Origin of the sequence: Agrobacterium larrymoorei, from assembly GCF_005145045.1 — a bacterium.
Taxonomy (GTDB): Bacteria; Pseudomonadota; Alphaproteobacteria; order Rhizobiales; family Rhizobiaceae; genus Agrobacterium; species Agrobacterium larrymoorei.
This window is the reverse complement of record NZ_CP039691.1, coordinates 2,555,422-2,570,807: the sequence shown is the minus strand read 5'-3', so window position 1 is coordinate 2,570,807 and position 15,386 is coordinate 2,555,422. Positions and strand designations below refer to the sequence as shown.

Below are 15,386 nucleotides of genomic sequence, written 5' to 3'. Positions count from 1 at the left end.
AATGAATTTCTTTTAAGCATGGCCAAGCGCGGCGATTTTGCGCATTCGCCGCACTTGAAGGTGAACTATTTCCAATCGCCAATACCGGCCTGAATGACCGCCAGTGCTGCCACTGCCGCCGTATCCGCCCGCAGGATGCGGGGTCCGAGCGGTATGGGCGTCACGCAGGACATGCCGCGCAAAAGATTTCGCTCCTCTTCCGAAAAACCACCCTCCGGCCCGACGAGAAGCGCAAGCTGCCGCTCTTCGATACGCTGAAGGACAGGTAGAGGGTTCTGCCCCTCATCGCCTTCATCGCAATAAATGATGCGCCGCGACGATGGCCATGTCTCAAGCAGATCCTTGAGTTTCACCGGCTCCTCGACCTCGGGAATGGCAAGGATGCCGCATTGCTCCGCCGCCTCTATGACATTGGCCCGCAGCTTGTCCAGATTGGTGATCTTGCCCTGAACATGCTGGGTGATGACCGGGCGCAGCACGCCTGCACCCATTTCAACGGCCTTCTGCACGAGATAATCCAACCGCCCGGTTTTAAGCGGCGCGAAGAGATAATGCAGATCGGGTTTTTCCGGCTGCGGACGCGTCTCTTCTATGGGTACCAGCAGGATTTTCTTGCGGGTGGGGAAGGAAATCCTGGCCTTCCACTCACCATCCCGACCGTTGAACAGCAGGATTTCTGCGCCATCGGCCATGCGCAGCACATTGGCCAGATAGTTGAACTGGTCGGCATTGGCTTCCACACCCTCACCGGAGCGTAAAGCCTGATTTACGAAAAGCCGCTGCATTCTGAAATTGGCGCGCATGTCTCTACTTCAATATCATATGAACAGAAAATACATGATCCCGTAAAACGCCGCAGCCAGGGCGGAGCTTGCAGGAACGGTTATGACCCAGGCGGCGATGATGGTCATGAAATGCGAGCGGCGCACAAGATAGCGCCTGCGCACTTCAGACGGATTTTCGTCACCATCGTCCTTTTCACCACGCTTGTCGCTGGCCTGCTGCGTCAGTTCCTGCCGCCGCCGTGAGTTCTGGGTGTACCATTCACGGAAGAAACCGACGCCGAAGACCGCACCGATCGCCGTATGCGTCGTGCTGACGGGCATGCCGAAGCGGGATGCGATCAACACCGTCAATGCCGTGGAGACCGAAACGCAGAAGGCGCGCATGGGGTTGAGCTTGGTGATCTGCTCACCCACCAGCCGGATGAGGCGCGGCCCGAACAGCAGAATGCCGCAGGAGAGGCCGAAGGCGCCGATCAGCATCACCCATTGCGGCGCCCGCGCGGTCTCGCCGACGATCTGCCCGTAACTTGCACGCACGATGGCAACGACCGGGCCGATGGCGTTCGATACATCATTGGCGCCATGCGCAAAGGACATGAGCGCTGCCGCAAAGATCAGCGGCCACTGGAAAAGCTTGCGCAGCGACTGGTTGCGATTGTCCAGCCCCTGCGACTGGTTACGGATGAGCGGGATGGAGAGCCGCCAGCCCAAGAGCCCGACGACGAGGCCGGAGCCAGCGGAAAGCTTCAGCGATACATCCTTGATCTGATGCATGCCGACGCGCATCAGATAGGCAGTGAAAACACCGGTCATGACGCCGATCAGCACTGGCACCCACACGCGGGCAGCCGCGATCTTGTCATCGCGGTAGATGATGAATTCCTTGATGAAAGCCAGGAAGATGATGGCGAAGAAAGCGCTGATGAAGGGCGTCGCAACCCAGGTCAGCGCAATGCTGCCAAGCGAGGGCCAATCCACCGCGCCCAGACCATAAGCAGCCGTACCCGCACCCGCAACGCCACCAACGATGCTGTGCGTGGTGGAAATGGGTGCCTTGAGCAGATTGGAAAGGTTGACCAGCAGCGCCGCAGCCAGAAGGGCTGCCAGCATTGCCCAGGCAAAGAGGAAACGGTCCGGGATGGTTTCGGTATTGATGATACCGCTTGAGATCGTCTCGACCACATTGCCGCCGGTGATGACGGCGCCCAGCACTTCGAAGATCGCGGCCAGAATGAGTGCAGCCGTCAGCGGCAGCGCTTTCGCACCAACCGCCGGGCCAACATTGTTGGCCACGTCCTTCGCGCCGATATTCATGGCCATGTAAGCGCCGATGATGACGGCTGCGAGGGTAATCGTCGCGCTCGGCGTGCTGCCCGCATATTCGCTGCCAATGAGACCGACGATGACAAGGAACAGAAGGCCTGCACCCGGCGCCACCAGCCTGCGGCTGAGATGGTTGGTCGCTTCTTCGACCCGGGTCAGCTTGTCGAGGTCCTTGTCGAGCGTTGGTTTCATGCGGTTTTCGGGCGGCTGCGCCATTCATTGAGCCTTATGTGCGACACTCGTCGCGTTTCACAGGCGCTGGCGAGAAAAAATGATCTTATAGATTTACAGCTTTTTGCGCGGGAATCTGTTGTATTTGCGCCATTTGTTTGCCGAAGCTGATGAAGAGCTCTCGAAGCTCAGGCTCGTTCACCCGTTTTCGGGCCTCATCGGGCAAGACCCATTCGAGCTTGCGACTTTCCCGCTCTGGAAAATTCTTTACGAGATCGGCGACTTCAAGCAGATGCACCTGAACACGGCAGGTTACTTTCACGCCGTTGCGCAGCTTCTTTTCATAATGGAAAAAACCGAAAGGCTCCTTGTTGGCGCTGCCACGCACGCCTGCCTCTTCGAAAGCCTCGCGCTCTGCAACGGCATGGGCCTTCTTGCCCTCCATTGGCCAGCCCTTGGGGATGACCCAACGGCCCGTATCGCGGCTGGTCAGCAGAAGCACCTCGACCTCGCCACTCTTCTTGTTCAGCCGGTGGCAGATCGCGCCATATTGCTGGCGGGGAGGGCGCCGCAACATCAATCCGAGATCATTTGCCAAACGGCTAAGAATATTCAATGTCCGATGTTCCTTACAACGAGAATCGAGAAGGCACTCCAAACCATCAGATGTGCGATTCGTTTCATTGTCAGGCTCAAATATTAGCAGGTCAAGATATCCTGCTTACACTGCACCAGCATTTTTGATGATAATCAGACACGAGGCTCGATGGCGCTGGAAATCCAGTGCTTCAGCCCAGATATAACGCCATCTGCCTCCGCTTCAAGTGCAGTAAACATATTGTGCTTACTTGTTGCAAAAGACTTCAGCTCATCCAGCGCATTCGAAACCACGATGCCGCGCACCTGCGGCAGCTCGAACATGGCGCGGTCATTGCCCGTATCGCCCGCAACCACAGCCTCATCGAGGCCAAGTTCCAGATGGTCGCAGAGCCAGCGAATGGCAGCACCCTTGTCAGCTGCGCGGGGCAGAACGTCGAGATCGCGTCCGCTAGAATAAACGATGCGCGCCTCTATCCCTGCCTCATTGAGACGTTGTTCGATATCGGCAATCGCCTGATCGTCTGCATCATGCAGATACCAGCTGGACTTCAGCCCATGTTGATACCGTTCCGGCTGGATGCTGATGCCGGGAATGTCGCTCATGAGCGATATGATTTTTTCCGTATCGAAGCCCTGACCGAGCGAATTCGTGTAGGCCTGTCGCAAGGACGGCTGGTCGCGGCAGGAGAGCATCGTGCCCACGCCACCGATTATGTAATCGGGCTTCGGCAGAGGCACCGCTTCCATCAGTTCCAGCTGGTCGTCAAGCAGTCGTCCGCTGTTGAAAACCAGCAGCGGACGGGTTTCGTTAGGCAGAGACTGCCAGAAATCCCGGAACCGGGCCGTTGCGTCATTATTGCCGACAACGGTCCCGTCCAGATCGGTGGAAAAGAGGCGAACCGGTTTCAATCGCCATCATTCCATGGTTCGGCCCAATCGGACTCTTCCAGCACCGGCAGCATGGTGCGGCCTTCGACGACGGAAAGAAGCTGCTGCGCAATGCCCGTCCAGGTGAACAGGCTGCGTGCCTTGTGAGCACCCATGCGCGACAGGCGTCCGTAAAGACGCTCGTGCTTGAAGGGCTTCATCATGGTGATGCCCAGATCTTCCTTGTCGAAAGGATCGGCAAAGAGCGCATGGCGGCCATAGCTCACCGCACGGAACAGACCGCCATGAACGGTGACGACCGTGGGCGTACCGCTCGCCATCGCTTCGATAGCCGTCATACCGAAAGGCTCGTATCGGCTGGAAAGCACGAAGAGATCGGCAGCGCGGTATATATCGGGCAGGTCCTCATCGGATACGTAACCGGAGAAGGCGACCTTGTCTTCCAGCCCCAGCGTTTTGACCCGCTCCTTCAACTGCTCGAGGATCGTGGTTTCCTGCTGATCCATATTTTCGCCGCCAACGGCGAGATGAAGCCTTGCTTCCGGTTCACGTTCCGCCAGAACCGAGAAGCCGTCGATCAGAAGATCATAGCCCTTGTTCGTCGCAAGGCGCCCCAGCGCGAGAACGGTCTTTCCCTCGAAGCCGAAACGCTGGCGCAGCATCTGGCGCGAGGCTTCGGATACGGGGAAGAAGCGGTTGTCGTCATATCCCGGCGGGATCATATGGACCTGCTTGCGCTTCAGCCCGTAATCTTCCAGCAGTACGTCCAGCTGAACCGGTGTCGTCGCAATCACCATGTCGCAGCTGCGGTAGATGATGAGTTCGTGCTGAATACGTTCCTTGAAGTTAAACTCAAGCTCGAACGTATCCGCCTTCTCCGGATAGTCTGTCTCCATCTGGCGTTTCTTCCAGATGCCGAGGGAATGCGGCGTGTGAAGATGCGGGATTTTCAGCGCTTCCGACAGACGCTGACCGGCAACGCCAGCGTCCCAGTAATGACTGTTGATGAAGGAATAGCTGAGGTCATTGCGCTTGATGAAGCGCAGCGCGTTTTCACACCATTCCATGAGGTGGCGGTGGAGATATTCCTTTGGAATGAAGTCCTTGCCACCGCAGGGAATGCGCACGACGCGCACACGTTCGTCCACTTCATCGATTTCGGGCTGGTCTTCGAAACGGCGTGTGTAAAGGTCAACCGTATATCCCAGCTGACCTAGTTTCTTCGCGAGTTCGAGGACATAAACCACCTGCCCTCCGGTGTCTGCGGCGCCAAGCGGCGGGTGTGCGGCTACATAGCCATGCGTCGATATGAGTGCTATCCGTGGATAGCGTTCAGTTTCGCTCGTGGTAGTCATCGCGTCCCATCTTGGTAAAATTTTCCAATAACCCGTCAAGAACGTGTGAAAAGCGATAAAGTTCCCGGCTGAAAGGCGTTGGATGGATTTTTCGTTCTCAAGATGAGGTTTACGCCTACTCCAGGTCGCTGGTCGTTGTCTTCTCCCAATACGGAACCGGACCATAGAGCCCTGCCAAATAATCGATGAACAACCGCACCTTGGCGGGCAGAAATTTTCGGCTGGGATAGACCGCCGACAGCGCCACGTTTCTGGAGCCCTCATAGCCGGGCAGAACCTGAATAAGCACGCCCGACTTCAATTCCTGCCCGATGTCCCAGGTGGAGCGCAGGGCGATGCCAAGGCCCGAGATCACCGCCTCGCGGATGACCTCGGAAGAGTTGGTGATCAGCAAACCTTCAGGCCGCAGATTGAACGCGCCATCCGGCCCTTCCAGCCGCCAAAGGTCATTGTTGTGGGCGGGAAGGCACCGGTGCTTCTTCAGTTCTTCGATGCTTTTCGGCAATCCATGTTGCTCGACATAAGCGCGGGATGCACACAGCACGCGCCGCACCGGCGCCAGACGTTTCGCCACGAGGCTTGAATCGGATAGGTCGGCAATGCGGATAGCCAGATCATAGCCGCCCGCAACAATGTCGATGAAATCATCGCTGAGCGTAAGGTTGATCGCAAGCGACGGGTGCTGCTCCATGAAACCTTTGAGATGCGGCGCGACATGCATGCGCCCGAAGGAGGTGGAGGCGGAAACCTTCAGGGTGCCCGTCAGCATATTGGAGCGACCGGAAACGAAGTCCTCCGCCTCCTCAAGACCTTCCAGAACGGCCAGAATTCTCTGGTGAAAGCCATGCCCGGCCTCGGTCAGCGAAATCTGCCGTGTGGTCCGTTGAAACAGCCGAGCGCCGAGCTTCTCTTCCAGCCGCTTTATCCGCTTGGAAATGACGGCGGGCGAATAGCCCAGCTCCTTGGCCGCAACCGACATGCTGCCAGAAGCGGCGACGCTGGCAAAGACTTCGAGATCACCCAGATTTGTCATTACTCTGCGCCAATTCTTTCCATTATGGAAAGAATCTGTAGCATTCGCCGGGGTTGCCTCCAAGGTGTAAACCCGCATAGATTCGCATAGGAAAAGATGCGGGGAGGCATCTGGAAGCCATGTCGCAATCGATACAATTCTTGCAGCCGCGCCCCTCCGTCCTTTCGAGCCGGGATCGCATCGTGGCGGATCTTGCCGATCTTCTGCCGCCGGAGTGTCTGGTGCATGAGCCTCGAGAGCTCGTGCCATTCGAAACCGACGCCTTCGTTTCCTACCGCAAGGTGCCGCTTGTTGTGGCACTGCCAAAAACGACGGCGCAGGTGGCAGCGGTGATGAAGTACTGTCATCGCTATGGCATTCCGGTGGTCCCGCGCGGGGCGGGGACGTCACTTTCCGGCGGCGCAATCCCGCAGGAGGATGCCGTCGTGATCGGCCTTTCGAAAATGTCCTCCATCATCGAGATGGATTTCTTCAACCGCACCGCCACCGTTCAGGCTGGCGTTACCAACCTTTCCATTTCCGATGCGGCGGGGCCGGAAGGCTTCTTTTACGCGCCCGATCCAAGCTCGCAACTTGCCTGCACCATAGGCGGCAATATCGGCATGAATTCCGGTGGTGCGCATTGCCTAAAATATGGCGTGACGACCAATAATCTTCTCGGCGTGAAGATGGTTCTGGTGGACGGGACCGTTCTGGAACTCGGCGGCAAGCATCTGGATGCGAGCGGTTATGATCTCTTGGGTCTGGTCTGCGGATCGGAAGGGCAACTCGGCATCGTTACCGAGGCGACAGTGCGCCTGATTGCAAAGCCGGAGGGCGCACGCCCTGTTCTCTTTGGCTTCGAAAGTTCGGAAGAGGCAGGCTCCTGCGTGGCGGATATCATCGGCGCAGGCATCATTCCGGTCGCCATCGAATTCATGGACAAGCCTGCCATAGAAATCTGCGAGGCCTTCGCCAAGGCGGGGTATCCACTGGATGTGGGGGCACTGCTCATCGTGGAAGTGGAAGGCTCCGAGGATGAGATGGATGCCATGCTGGCTGATATCGTCGCCATTGCGCGCAAACACGACGTCAAGACCGTGCGCGAATGCCAATCCGCCATGGAGGCAGCCGCCATCTGGAAAGGCCGCAAATCGGCCTTCGGCGCAACGGGGCGCATCGCCGATTATATCTGCATGGATGGAACGGTGCCGCTCAGCCAGCTTTCCTACGTGCTGAAAAAGACCAGCGAAATCACCGACAGCCTCGGGCTTCGCGTCGCCAATGTCTTTCACGCAGGCGATGGAAACATGCACCCGCTGATCCTCTTCAATGCCAATGACCCGGAGGATGCCGCGCGGGCGGAGGAGGCTGGCAACCAAATCCTCAAACTCTGCGTCGACGCCGGCGGCTGCCTTACCGGCGAACACGGCGTCGGCATCGAGAAACGCGACCTGATGCGCCACCAATATTCCGATGCCGACCTGAAGCAGCAGATGGCGGTGCGCGCTGCATTCGATGAGGGTTGGATAATGAACCCCTCCAAGGTGTTTCCCTTGGAGGGGCGGGGGTGATAGGCATGTTTGTACGTCGGCGCACGCCGCTACACCCCCCTCTGTCCTGCCGGACATCTCCCCCTCAAGGGGGGAGATCGATCTGCCGCGACGTTGCGGCTCGAAATTGGCCTTTGTTGTCTGGGCGATGTTATCACGTCTTGCTGATCTCCCCCCTTGAGGGGGAGATGTCCGGCAGGACAGAGGGGGGTGCCGTCACATGCTGACCCCACATTCGGAAGCAGAAGCCGCCACGATAATCCGAGACCACGCCGAGGCCAAAACCACACTGGCCATCATCGGTGGCAACACGCGTTCCGGTTTCGGCAACAAGGTTCAGGCGGAGGCGACGCTGTCTTCCCGAGCCATATCGGGCATTGTCGCGTATAATCCCGCCGAGATGGTGATGACCGTCAAGGCCGGAACGCCGGTGGCGGATGTGGAAGCGGCACTTGCCGAGGCCCGCCAGATGATGGCCTTCGAGCCGATGGATCATCGCGCCATTATGGGCACATCGGGCGAGCAGACGATTGGCGGCGTCTTTGCCGCGAACGTCTCCGGTCCGCGCCGTTACGTTGCCGGTGCGGCGCGTGACAGCCTTCTCGGCATCCGTTTCATCAACGGTCGGGGCGAGGCCATCAAGGCGGGTGGACGGGTGATGAAGAACGTCACCGGGCTGGATCTCGTCAAGCTCCTGGCGGGCTCTCACGGCACGCTTGGCCTCCTGACGGAAGTAACCTTCCGCGTGCTGCCGGTGCCGCCCGCTGAAAAGACAATGGTGATTTCCGGCGTTGAGGATGCCGTCGCCAGCAACGCCATGGCCGCAGCCATGGCAACCAGCGTCGAGGTTTCCGGCGCCGCCCATCTGCCGGAAAGCGTGAAGTCCCGTTTCATCAATGGAGTGCTGCCGGACGGTGCTGCCACGGTGTTGCGGCTGGAAGGGCTTGCCGCGTCTGTCGAGGCGAGGGCGCAGAAACTGCAAGCCATCCTGTCGTCCATCGGCCCCAGCATGCTTCTAGCGCAGGATGAAAGCCGAGCGCTGTGGCGCGAAATCCGCGATGTGAGGCCTTACGAGGGAAATACGGGCAAGCCTCTATGGCGTGTTTCCGTGGCCCCGGCGCAGGGTCACAAACTGGTTGCCGCCTTGCGTATGCAGGCGGGCATCGATGCCTTTTATGATTGGCAGGGCGGGTTGATCTGGATGCAGATGGAGGCTGACCCCGAAGCCGAATTGCTCCGCCACTACATCACAACCCTCGGCGGTGGCCATGCCACCCTTCTGCGGGCAACGGATGACGTGCGTCAGGCGGTTTCGGCGTTTGAGCCGCTCAATGCCGTTGAGCTGGCGCTGTCGAGGCGGGTCAAGGAAAAGCTCGATCCAGCGGGGATTTTCAACCCGGGCAAGATGGGAATTTAGCATGCAGACTTCCTTCTCACCCGAACAGCTTGCCGATCCGCATGTAGCAGAATCCGAAAAAATCCTGCGCAAATGTGTGCATTGCGGCTTCTGCACTGCCACCTGTCCAACTTATGTTACGCTGGGAAACGAGCTGGATAGTCCGCGCGGGCGCATCTATCTCATCAAGGATATGCTGGAAAACGACCGCCCTGCGGATGCGCAGGTGGTCACGCATATCGACCGCTGTCTGTCCTGTCTTGCCTGCACCACCACCTGTCCCTCCGGCGTGGACTATATGCATCTGGTGGATCACGCGCGGGTCCATATCGAGAAAACCTATCGCCGCCCTCTCATGGACAGGCTGATTCGTGGTCTGCTCGCTGCCGTCCTGCCTCACCCCGCGCGGTTTCGCGCAGCGTTGAAGCTTGCGAAAGTCGGGCGCCCCTTCGCGCCTCTCTTCGGCAAGGCGGGTGCGCTCAAGCCGCTTGCGGCCATGCTGGAGCTTTCGCCTCAAACCTTGCCCCCCGCTTCTGCAACAAGCCAGCCGGGAATTTACAAACCCGGCACGAACAAACGCGGACGCGTTGCCATTCTCACGGGCTGCGCCCAGCCGGTTCTCGATCCTGCGATCAACGATGCCACGATCCGGCTGCTGACGCGCTTCGGTATCGAGGTCGTGGTGCCGGAAGGGGAGGGCTGTTGCGGTGCGCTGGTTCACCATATGGGCCGGGAGGAGCAGGCGCTCGGCTCTGCCCGTCGCAATGTCGATGTCTGGATGCGCGAGATCGAGCAGGGCGGGCTGGATGCCATCATCATCACCGCTTCCGGCTGCGGCACGACGATCAAGGATTATGGCCATATGCTGAGGCTCGACCCGGCCTATGCGGAGAAGGCGGCCAAGGTCTCTGCGCTGGCAAAGGATATTACCGAATATCTTGCGACACTGGAGTTGCAGCAGCTGGATCGCAACGGCCTGTCCGTTGCCTATCATTCCGCCTGTTCCATGCAGCACGGCCAGAAGATCACCGTTGCGCCGAAGCTGTTGTTGAAGGCGGCGGGTTTCGTCGTTCGCGATCCTGCGGAAGGGCATCTCTGTTGCGGTTCCGCTGGCACCTACAACATCATGCAGCCGGAAATTTCCGGTCAGTTGAAGGCGCGCAAGATCAAAAATATCGAGGCGACGAAAGCCGACATCATCGCAACCGGCAATATTGGCTGCATGACGCAGATCGCAACGGGAACGGCGATGCCAATCCTTCACACAGCGCAGTTGCTGGACTGGGCCTATGGCGGTCCAAAGCCTGAAAAACTGAATGCCACAAAATAAAAAACGAGCGGGGTTACCGCTCGTTTTTTATCGGTCTGCAGCTTTTGAAGCGCTTCCTGTCCCCCTGGCGTCCCCCGCCAAGCTTTCGGCCAAGAATTAACGCCTTGGCGGGCTTAAGCAAGCTCAATCATGCAATGTGCCACTATCGGACACGCAGTGAATACTTCAGCGTTGCTATCAGATCACAATAACCTTGGTGCCGACAGTCACGCGCTCGTAAAGATCGGTCACATCCTCGTTGCGCATGCGGATGCAGCCCGAGGAATTGTTGCTGCCGATTGTCCATGGCTGGTTGGTGCCGTGAATGCGGTAAAGTGTGGAGCCGAGATACATGGCGCGCGCGCCCATCGGGTTTTCAGGGCCGCCCTCCATGAAGGCGGGGAGGTAGTGGCCCTTGGCCGCTTCGCGCGTGATCATCTCCTTCGGCGGCGTCCAGCTCGGCCATTCGGTCTTGCGGGTTACCTTGTGCGTTCCGGCCCATTCGAAGCCCGGCTTGCCAACGCCAACGCCGTAACGGCGGGCCTTGCCATCCCCCATCACCAGATAAAGAAAGCGGCTTGGCGTATCGATGACGATAGTGCCGGGCGCTTCCTTGGTCTGGTAATTCACCATTTGCGGCAGGAACTGCGGATCGGTGCGAAGGCGCGGGGCGTTGGGGCGTGCCGCAATGGCTTGTGGACGCTGCGGAGCAACCTGCCGCTGCCAGAAGGGCCGCGAGACCGGGCGCTGCGGATAAACCACCGGGCGGACCTGAGCACCACCAAGCTGCATGACCCACGGTGCCGTCAGATCGGGGCTGACGACCACGGGCGGGCGTTCGCGGTAGCGATCATTGGCAAGGGCAGGCTGCAAGGCGGCTGAAACGATGCTCAGCGCAATAATCAAGGATTTCATCGACATCGGGTGGACTCTTTTACATGACACCGGAAAAATGATCCTCACGTTCGCATGGCCGCGCCAGCGAATGGTAAAGAGCGATTGTTAAAACGCCTGAATTTGCTGAAACTTTTCAATAAGGTTAGCAGGCGGTTTTAAAACGAGGTGAATCAATGGTAAGAACCGCATCCAAGCTTCAAGAGATGGCCCCGAATGACTGAAACTGGACTTTTGACAGGTGAAGACGGCCAGGTGCGCTGTTTCTGGCAGCAGGGTCTTGACGATTATCGTCGCTATCACGACGAGGAATGGGGCTATCCCGTCACCGACGACAGGCGCCTGTTCGAGAAAATCTGCCTTGAGGGCTTCCAGTCCGGCCTTTCCTGGCTGACCATTCTGCGCAAGCGCGAGGCCTTCCGGGCCGCCTTCGCCGGTTTCGATTTCGAAAAGGTCGCTCAATTCGATGAAATGGATATCGAGCGCTGCCTTGCGGATAAAGGCATCGTGCGCCACCGCGGCAAGATCGTTTCCACCATCAACAATGCTCGCCGGGCCGTTGAGTTGCGCAATGAATTCGGCACGCTGGCGCGTTATTTCTGGAGCTTCGAGCCGGGGCAGGAAGAACGCCCGCCGGTCTTCGATTATGCGACGCTGCGGGCAAACCCCATCACGCCAGCCTCCACCCGTCTGTCCAAAGACCTGAAGAAGCGCGGTTGGACCTTCGTTGGTCCGACCACCGTTTACGCTTTCATGCAGGCCATGGGCATGGTCAATGATCACATCGAGGGTTGCCATTGCCGCCCGCGCATCGAAGCTTTGCGACAGGAGTTTTCGCGACCGTGAGAAAGCTGGTTGGATGCATGATTGCCGGTCTGCTGGCTCTTTCCGTTGCGGTACCCGCCGTGGCGGAGCAGCGTAATGTCGATGGCATGTGGCTGGATGATGGGGAACATCTCAAGCGCGTCGAGATGCCGCCTTCAGGCCCGCTGGTACTCAATGGCTGGACGCGGCAGGGCAGAGGCGATGTTTACCGGCTGAAAGTGAAGGCCGGGGAAAAGCTGAAGGTCGGCCTCGCCAGCCGCAGTGAATTCGTGGTGATGGCCGTTTTCGATTTCGGCAAGCCGGAAGACGACGCGATCTTCTTCAGCGATGCCGGTAACAACGAAGCCGTTCTGACGCCGAAAGCGGATACCGAATGGCTGATCCGCCCCATTCTCGTCCTTAGCTCATCCCGCCGTGGACTTGGCGCCAATTACTCGATCACGGTCGAGCGACAGCCTTAGCCGACGACGGCAATCAAGCCGACCGAAAGCGTGCAGAGCTGAAGCAATGCGGCGGTCGCTGCAGCGATGACCTTTCCCCCAGCATGGCGTAGCGAGCGGATATCGACCGAAAGACCGAGTGCGGCCATGGACATGATGGTCAGCACATTGGCAAGGCTGGAAATAGGTGCCAGCGCAACCTCCGGGATAAGGCCGAACGAGCGGGCCATGATCATCAACACGAAGCCGAGAATGAACCACGGCACCATGCGCTGCAAATCCAGCCGTCCCTGCGCACCGCGTCCATGGATGATCGAAAGTGTAGTGACGACCGGACCAAGCATCAAAACGCGGATCAGTTTCACCACCGTACCGGTCTGGACGGCAACGGTGCCGAAGGGCGCGGTGGCGGCAAGAACCTGTGGCACCGCATAAACCGTCATGCCCGCGAACAGGCCGTAGTGCGTGGCATCCATGGGAACGACGCCGGGAATGAGCGGCATGATGATGACGGCTGCAACGCCGAGAACGGCGGTGAAGGCAATCGCCGCCGCAACATCTTCCGCCTTCGCGCCGATGGCCGGGGCCGCGGCAGCAATGGCGGAATTTCCGCAGATGGAATTGCCGCAGGCAACCAGAACGGCAAGTTTCGGCTCGAGCCCAATGGCGCGGCTGATGCCGTAGCTTCCGACGAGCGACAAGACGACGACGATTGCGATGCCCAGAATGAGCAGGCCGCCAGCCCCTTTCAAAATAGCGAGGCTGAGCGAAGCGCCCAAAAGCACGACCGCCACTTCCAGAAGCGTCTTCGCGCTGAATTTGATACCGGTTTTCGTCACGTCTGGAAGCGTGGTAGAGCTTCTAAGCAGCACGCCGAACAGGATTGCCAGCACCAGATCACCAAGCCAGGCGTGCCCGTTTAGCTTCACCTGAAAATCCTGCGCAAGAATGGCCACAACGCTAATGACACCGCACAGGGCGATGCCGGGCACCAAGCGCAATGCCGGGCGGAGCGAAAAGGGCAGGGATGAGGTGAGTGAACGATGATGAGCCATGGCTAAATAATCACCCAATCATCCATTTCATTCCATCAAATAATATGGCATGTTTCATTCGGTTAAATCGAATGATTGCGTATGACTTTTGAACAGTTGAGAATTTTCGTCGCCGTCGCCGAGCGGCAGCATCTGACCCGCGCTGCCGAAGCGCTAGGTCTGACGCCCTCGGCTGTGAGTTCCGCGATCAAGACCTTGGAAGCCTATTACAATGTGGAACTGTTCCACCGGGTCGGACGCGGCATCGAGCTTACCGAAAGCGGGCGGGTTTTCGTTCAGGAAGCACGAGCGACCCTGAACCGCGTTCGCAGTGCCGAATTGATTCTCTCGGAAATGGGCGGCCTGACCCGCGGAGAAATTCGCGTTTTTGCCAGCCAGACCATTGCCAGCTACTGGCTGCCGCCCATTCTCATGCAGTTCAAGCAGCTTTATCCCGGCGTTTCCGTGACACTGGAAGTGGGCAACACGCGAACCGTGACGGAAGCCGTGTTGAAGGGACTGGCCGAAATCGGCTTCATCGAAGGCCACATCGATGAGCCCGCCTTGTCGGTAAGGCCTGTCGTTTCGGATAAGCTGCTGGTCGTTGCAGGCCCCTTGCACCCATTCGCCGACGGGCGGCATCTGACGGCTGAAGACATAAAGTCCACCAACTGGGTTTTGAGGGAGCAAGGCTCCGGCACGCGCTCCGCCTTCGAGGCGGCGCTGGCGGCAATGGATATTTCATTGAGCGATCTGAATGTTACGCTGGAACTGCCTTCGAATGAAGCAGTCGTCGCGGCAGCCCGTGCGGGAGGTGCTGCCGCAGTCGTCTCCGCATCCGTTGCCTCGCTGATGTTGCGGCAGGGGTTGCTGGCGCGTGCGGGCATCGATCTTCCCGCCCGGCAATTCGCCCTTCTGACCCACAAGGAAAGGCGCAGCAGCCGCGCGTCCATGGAGCTTGAACGGCTGAGCCGGGAATCATCCGAGAATTACAAGGCGGGACTGGCCGGGCTTTGACTGGCATTGACAGAAAGAAGCGCCCGGGGGCGCTTCTCCATGCTGGCATCAATAGCCTTTTGACTTCAACCATTCCTTCATCATGGAAATCTCCGCTTCCTGCGCTTTGATCACCTCTTCGGCCAGCTTGCGGATTTCCAGGTCTTTGCCGTATTTCAGCTGGACCCTGGCCATGTCGATGGCACCCTGATGATGCGGGATCATGCCGCGCACGAAATCCACATCGGCGTCGCCGGTGTAGTTCTGTGACATGTCGATGTGCATCTTGCCAGCGATCTGTTTGAAAGCTTCAGTCGAGCCACTCTCCTTTTTGGAGATGTCATGTCCGTCATGGCTTTTCATGTCCTGCGAGAGTGCGGGCATAGCGGTAAGTGCGACCATCGCTGCTGCGAGGCCGAGTGTTTTGATTGGCATGGGTTATCCTCCTGTGCCGATAATGTTTCGAATGATGGGATATCGAAACGATCAGGCGCGGGGAGGGGGCAGAGGCGGCGCTGGCTGGTTGCCGATGAAAGCTGCCTGCACCTCCGGCAAAGGTGCCGCGTGAGGTGACGTGCCCTTTTCGGCAAAGGTCAGATCAGGCAGCAGAACGAGACACGCGGCGCAAAAGGGCGCGTGTGTCATGCTGCCTTTGTGTGGGCAGGGATCGCTTTGATTTTTTGCATCTGCGGATGCTGATGCGACAGCGTGACCAGAGTGATCGCCCGGCATCTTATGGCTCAACTGCGGTCCCATCACTTGCATTGACATATTCGCCGCCATGCCCGGCATCATCCCGTACATA

The 15,386-nt window shown here is 58.6% G+C and carries 16 protein-coding genes; 6 read left to right on the top strand and 10 right to left on the bottom strand.

Annotated features, from left to right (window positions below; all coding sequences use genetic code 11):
* Positions 1-65: 65 nt before the first annotated feature.
* The 6 genes from CFBP5473_RS12515 to CFBP5473_RS12490 form a co-directional block, all read right to left on the bottom strand.
* Complete coding sequence (locus CFBP5473_RS12515; RefSeq protein ID WP_027673865.1) at positions 66-803, bottom strand: 16S rRNA (uracil(1498)-N(3))-methyltransferase; 738 nt, start codon at positions 801-803, stop codon at positions 66-68.
* A 15-nt stretch (positions 804-818) separates the two neighbouring features.
* A complete protein-coding gene (locus tag CFBP5473_RS12510; protein WP_027673866.1) occupies positions 819-2,324 on the bottom strand; it encodes an inorganic phosphate transporter in 1,506 nt (501 codons plus the stop codon).
* A gap of 61 nt (positions 2,325-2,385) precedes the next feature.
* A complete protein-coding gene (locus CFBP5473_RS12505) occupies positions 2,386-2,895 on the bottom strand; it encodes an NUDIX hydrolase (RefSeq protein ID WP_027673867.1) in 510 nt (169 codons plus the stop codon).
* 134 nt (positions 2,896-3,029) lie between these two features.
* Positions 3,030-3,788, bottom strand: a complete 759-nt coding sequence (locus CFBP5473_RS12500) for an HAD-IIB family hydrolase (protein WP_027673868.1) — start codon at positions 3,786-3,788, stop codon at positions 3,030-3,032.
* On the bottom strand, positions 3,785-5,122 hold the full coding sequence (locus tag CFBP5473_RS12495; RefSeq protein ID WP_027673869.1) for a glycosyltransferase family 4 protein: 1,338 nt from the start codon (positions 5,120-5,122) through the stop codon (positions 3,785-3,787). The genes CFBP5473_RS12500 and CFBP5473_RS12495 overlap by 4 nt, the downstream gene beginning before the upstream one ends.
* Positions 5,123-5,237: 115 nt before the next feature.
* Entirely contained in the window at positions 5,238-6,155 is a 918-nt protein-coding gene (locus tag CFBP5473_RS12490; RefSeq protein WP_027673870.1) for a LysR family transcriptional regulator, read from the bottom strand.
* A 119-nt stretch (positions 6,156-6,274) separates the two neighbouring features.
* Here CFBP5473_RS12490 and CFBP5473_RS12485 point away from each other — a divergent pair, with 119 nt between their 5' ends.
* The 3 genes from CFBP5473_RS12485 to glcF all read left to right on the top strand — a co-directional run bounded on the left by CFBP5473_RS12485 (position 6,275) and on the right by glcF (position 10,413).
* A complete protein-coding gene (locus CFBP5473_RS12485; protein WP_027673871.1) occupies positions 6,275-7,708 on the top strand; it encodes an FAD-linked oxidase C-terminal domain-containing protein in 1,434 nt (477 codons plus the stop codon).
* 199 nt (positions 7,709-7,907) lie between these two features.
* Entirely contained in the window at positions 7,908-9,104 is a 1,197-nt protein-coding gene (gene glcE / locus CFBP5473_RS12475) for a glycolate oxidase subunit GlcE (protein ID WP_027673872.1), read from the top strand.
* A 1-nt stretch (position 9,105) separates the two neighbouring features.
* Complete coding sequence (gene glcF, locus CFBP5473_RS12470; protein ID WP_027673873.1) at positions 9,106-10,413, top strand: glycolate oxidase subunit GlcF; 1,308 nt, start codon at positions 9,106-9,108, stop codon at positions 10,411-10,413.
* Between the two features lie 177 nt (positions 10,414-10,590).
* Here glcF and CFBP5473_RS12465 read toward each other — a convergent pair whose 3' ends face one another.
* Complete coding sequence (locus CFBP5473_RS12465) at positions 10,591-11,313, bottom strand: L,D-transpeptidase (RefSeq protein WP_027673874.1); 723 nt, start codon at positions 11,311-11,313, stop codon at positions 10,591-10,593.
* A 189-nt stretch (positions 11,314-11,502) separates the two neighbouring features.
* Between CFBP5473_RS12465 and CFBP5473_RS12460 the strand changes: the two genes are divergently transcribed.
* A complete protein-coding gene (locus tag CFBP5473_RS12460; RefSeq protein ID WP_027673875.1) occupies positions 11,503-12,132 on the top strand; it encodes a DNA-3-methyladenine glycosylase I in 630 nt (209 codons plus the stop codon).
* Positions 12,133-12,149: 17 nt separating this feature from the next.
* A complete protein-coding gene (locus CFBP5473_RS12455; RefSeq protein ID WP_027673876.1) occupies positions 12,150-12,572 on the top strand; it encodes a hypothetical protein in 423 nt (140 codons plus the stop codon).
* Here CFBP5473_RS12455 and CFBP5473_RS12450 read toward each other — a convergent pair.
* Positions 12,569-13,606 (bottom strand): YeiH family protein, encoded by a 1,038-nt coding sequence (locus CFBP5473_RS12450; protein WP_027673877.1) that lies wholly within the window; start codon positions 13,604-13,606, stop codon positions 12,569-12,571. The two genes, CFBP5473_RS12455 and CFBP5473_RS12450, sit on opposite strands and share 4 nt — an antisense overlap.
* 81 nt (positions 13,607-13,687) lie before the next feature.
* On the opposite strand from CFBP5473_RS12450, the gene CFBP5473_RS12445 reads away from it, so the two are divergent.
* Positions 13,688-14,602 carry a LysR family transcriptional regulator gene (locus CFBP5473_RS12445; protein ID WP_027673878.1) on the top strand — a complete coding sequence of 305 codons (915 nt, stop codon included), beginning with the start codon at positions 13,688-13,690 and terminating at the stop codon, positions 14,600-14,602.
* Between the two features lie 48 nt (positions 14,603-14,650).
* On the opposite strand, the gene copM is transcribed toward CFBP5473_RS12445, so the two are convergent.
* Together copM and CFBP5473_RS25075 are read right to left on the bottom strand one after the other, a co-directional pair.
* Positions 14,651-15,016 carry a CopM family metallochaperone gene (gene copM, locus CFBP5473_RS12440; protein ID WP_027673879.1) on the bottom strand — a complete coding sequence of 122 codons (366 nt, stop codon included), beginning with the start codon at positions 15,014-15,016 and terminating at the stop codon, positions 14,651-14,653.
* Between the two features lie 51 nt (positions 15,017-15,067).
* Positions 15,068-15,226: a hypothetical protein gene (locus CFBP5473_RS25075; protein ID WP_157835785.1), complete on the bottom strand. Its 159-nt coding sequence runs from the start codon at positions 15,224-15,226 to the stop codon at positions 15,068-15,070.
* Positions 15,227-15,386: the final 160 nt, after the last annotated feature.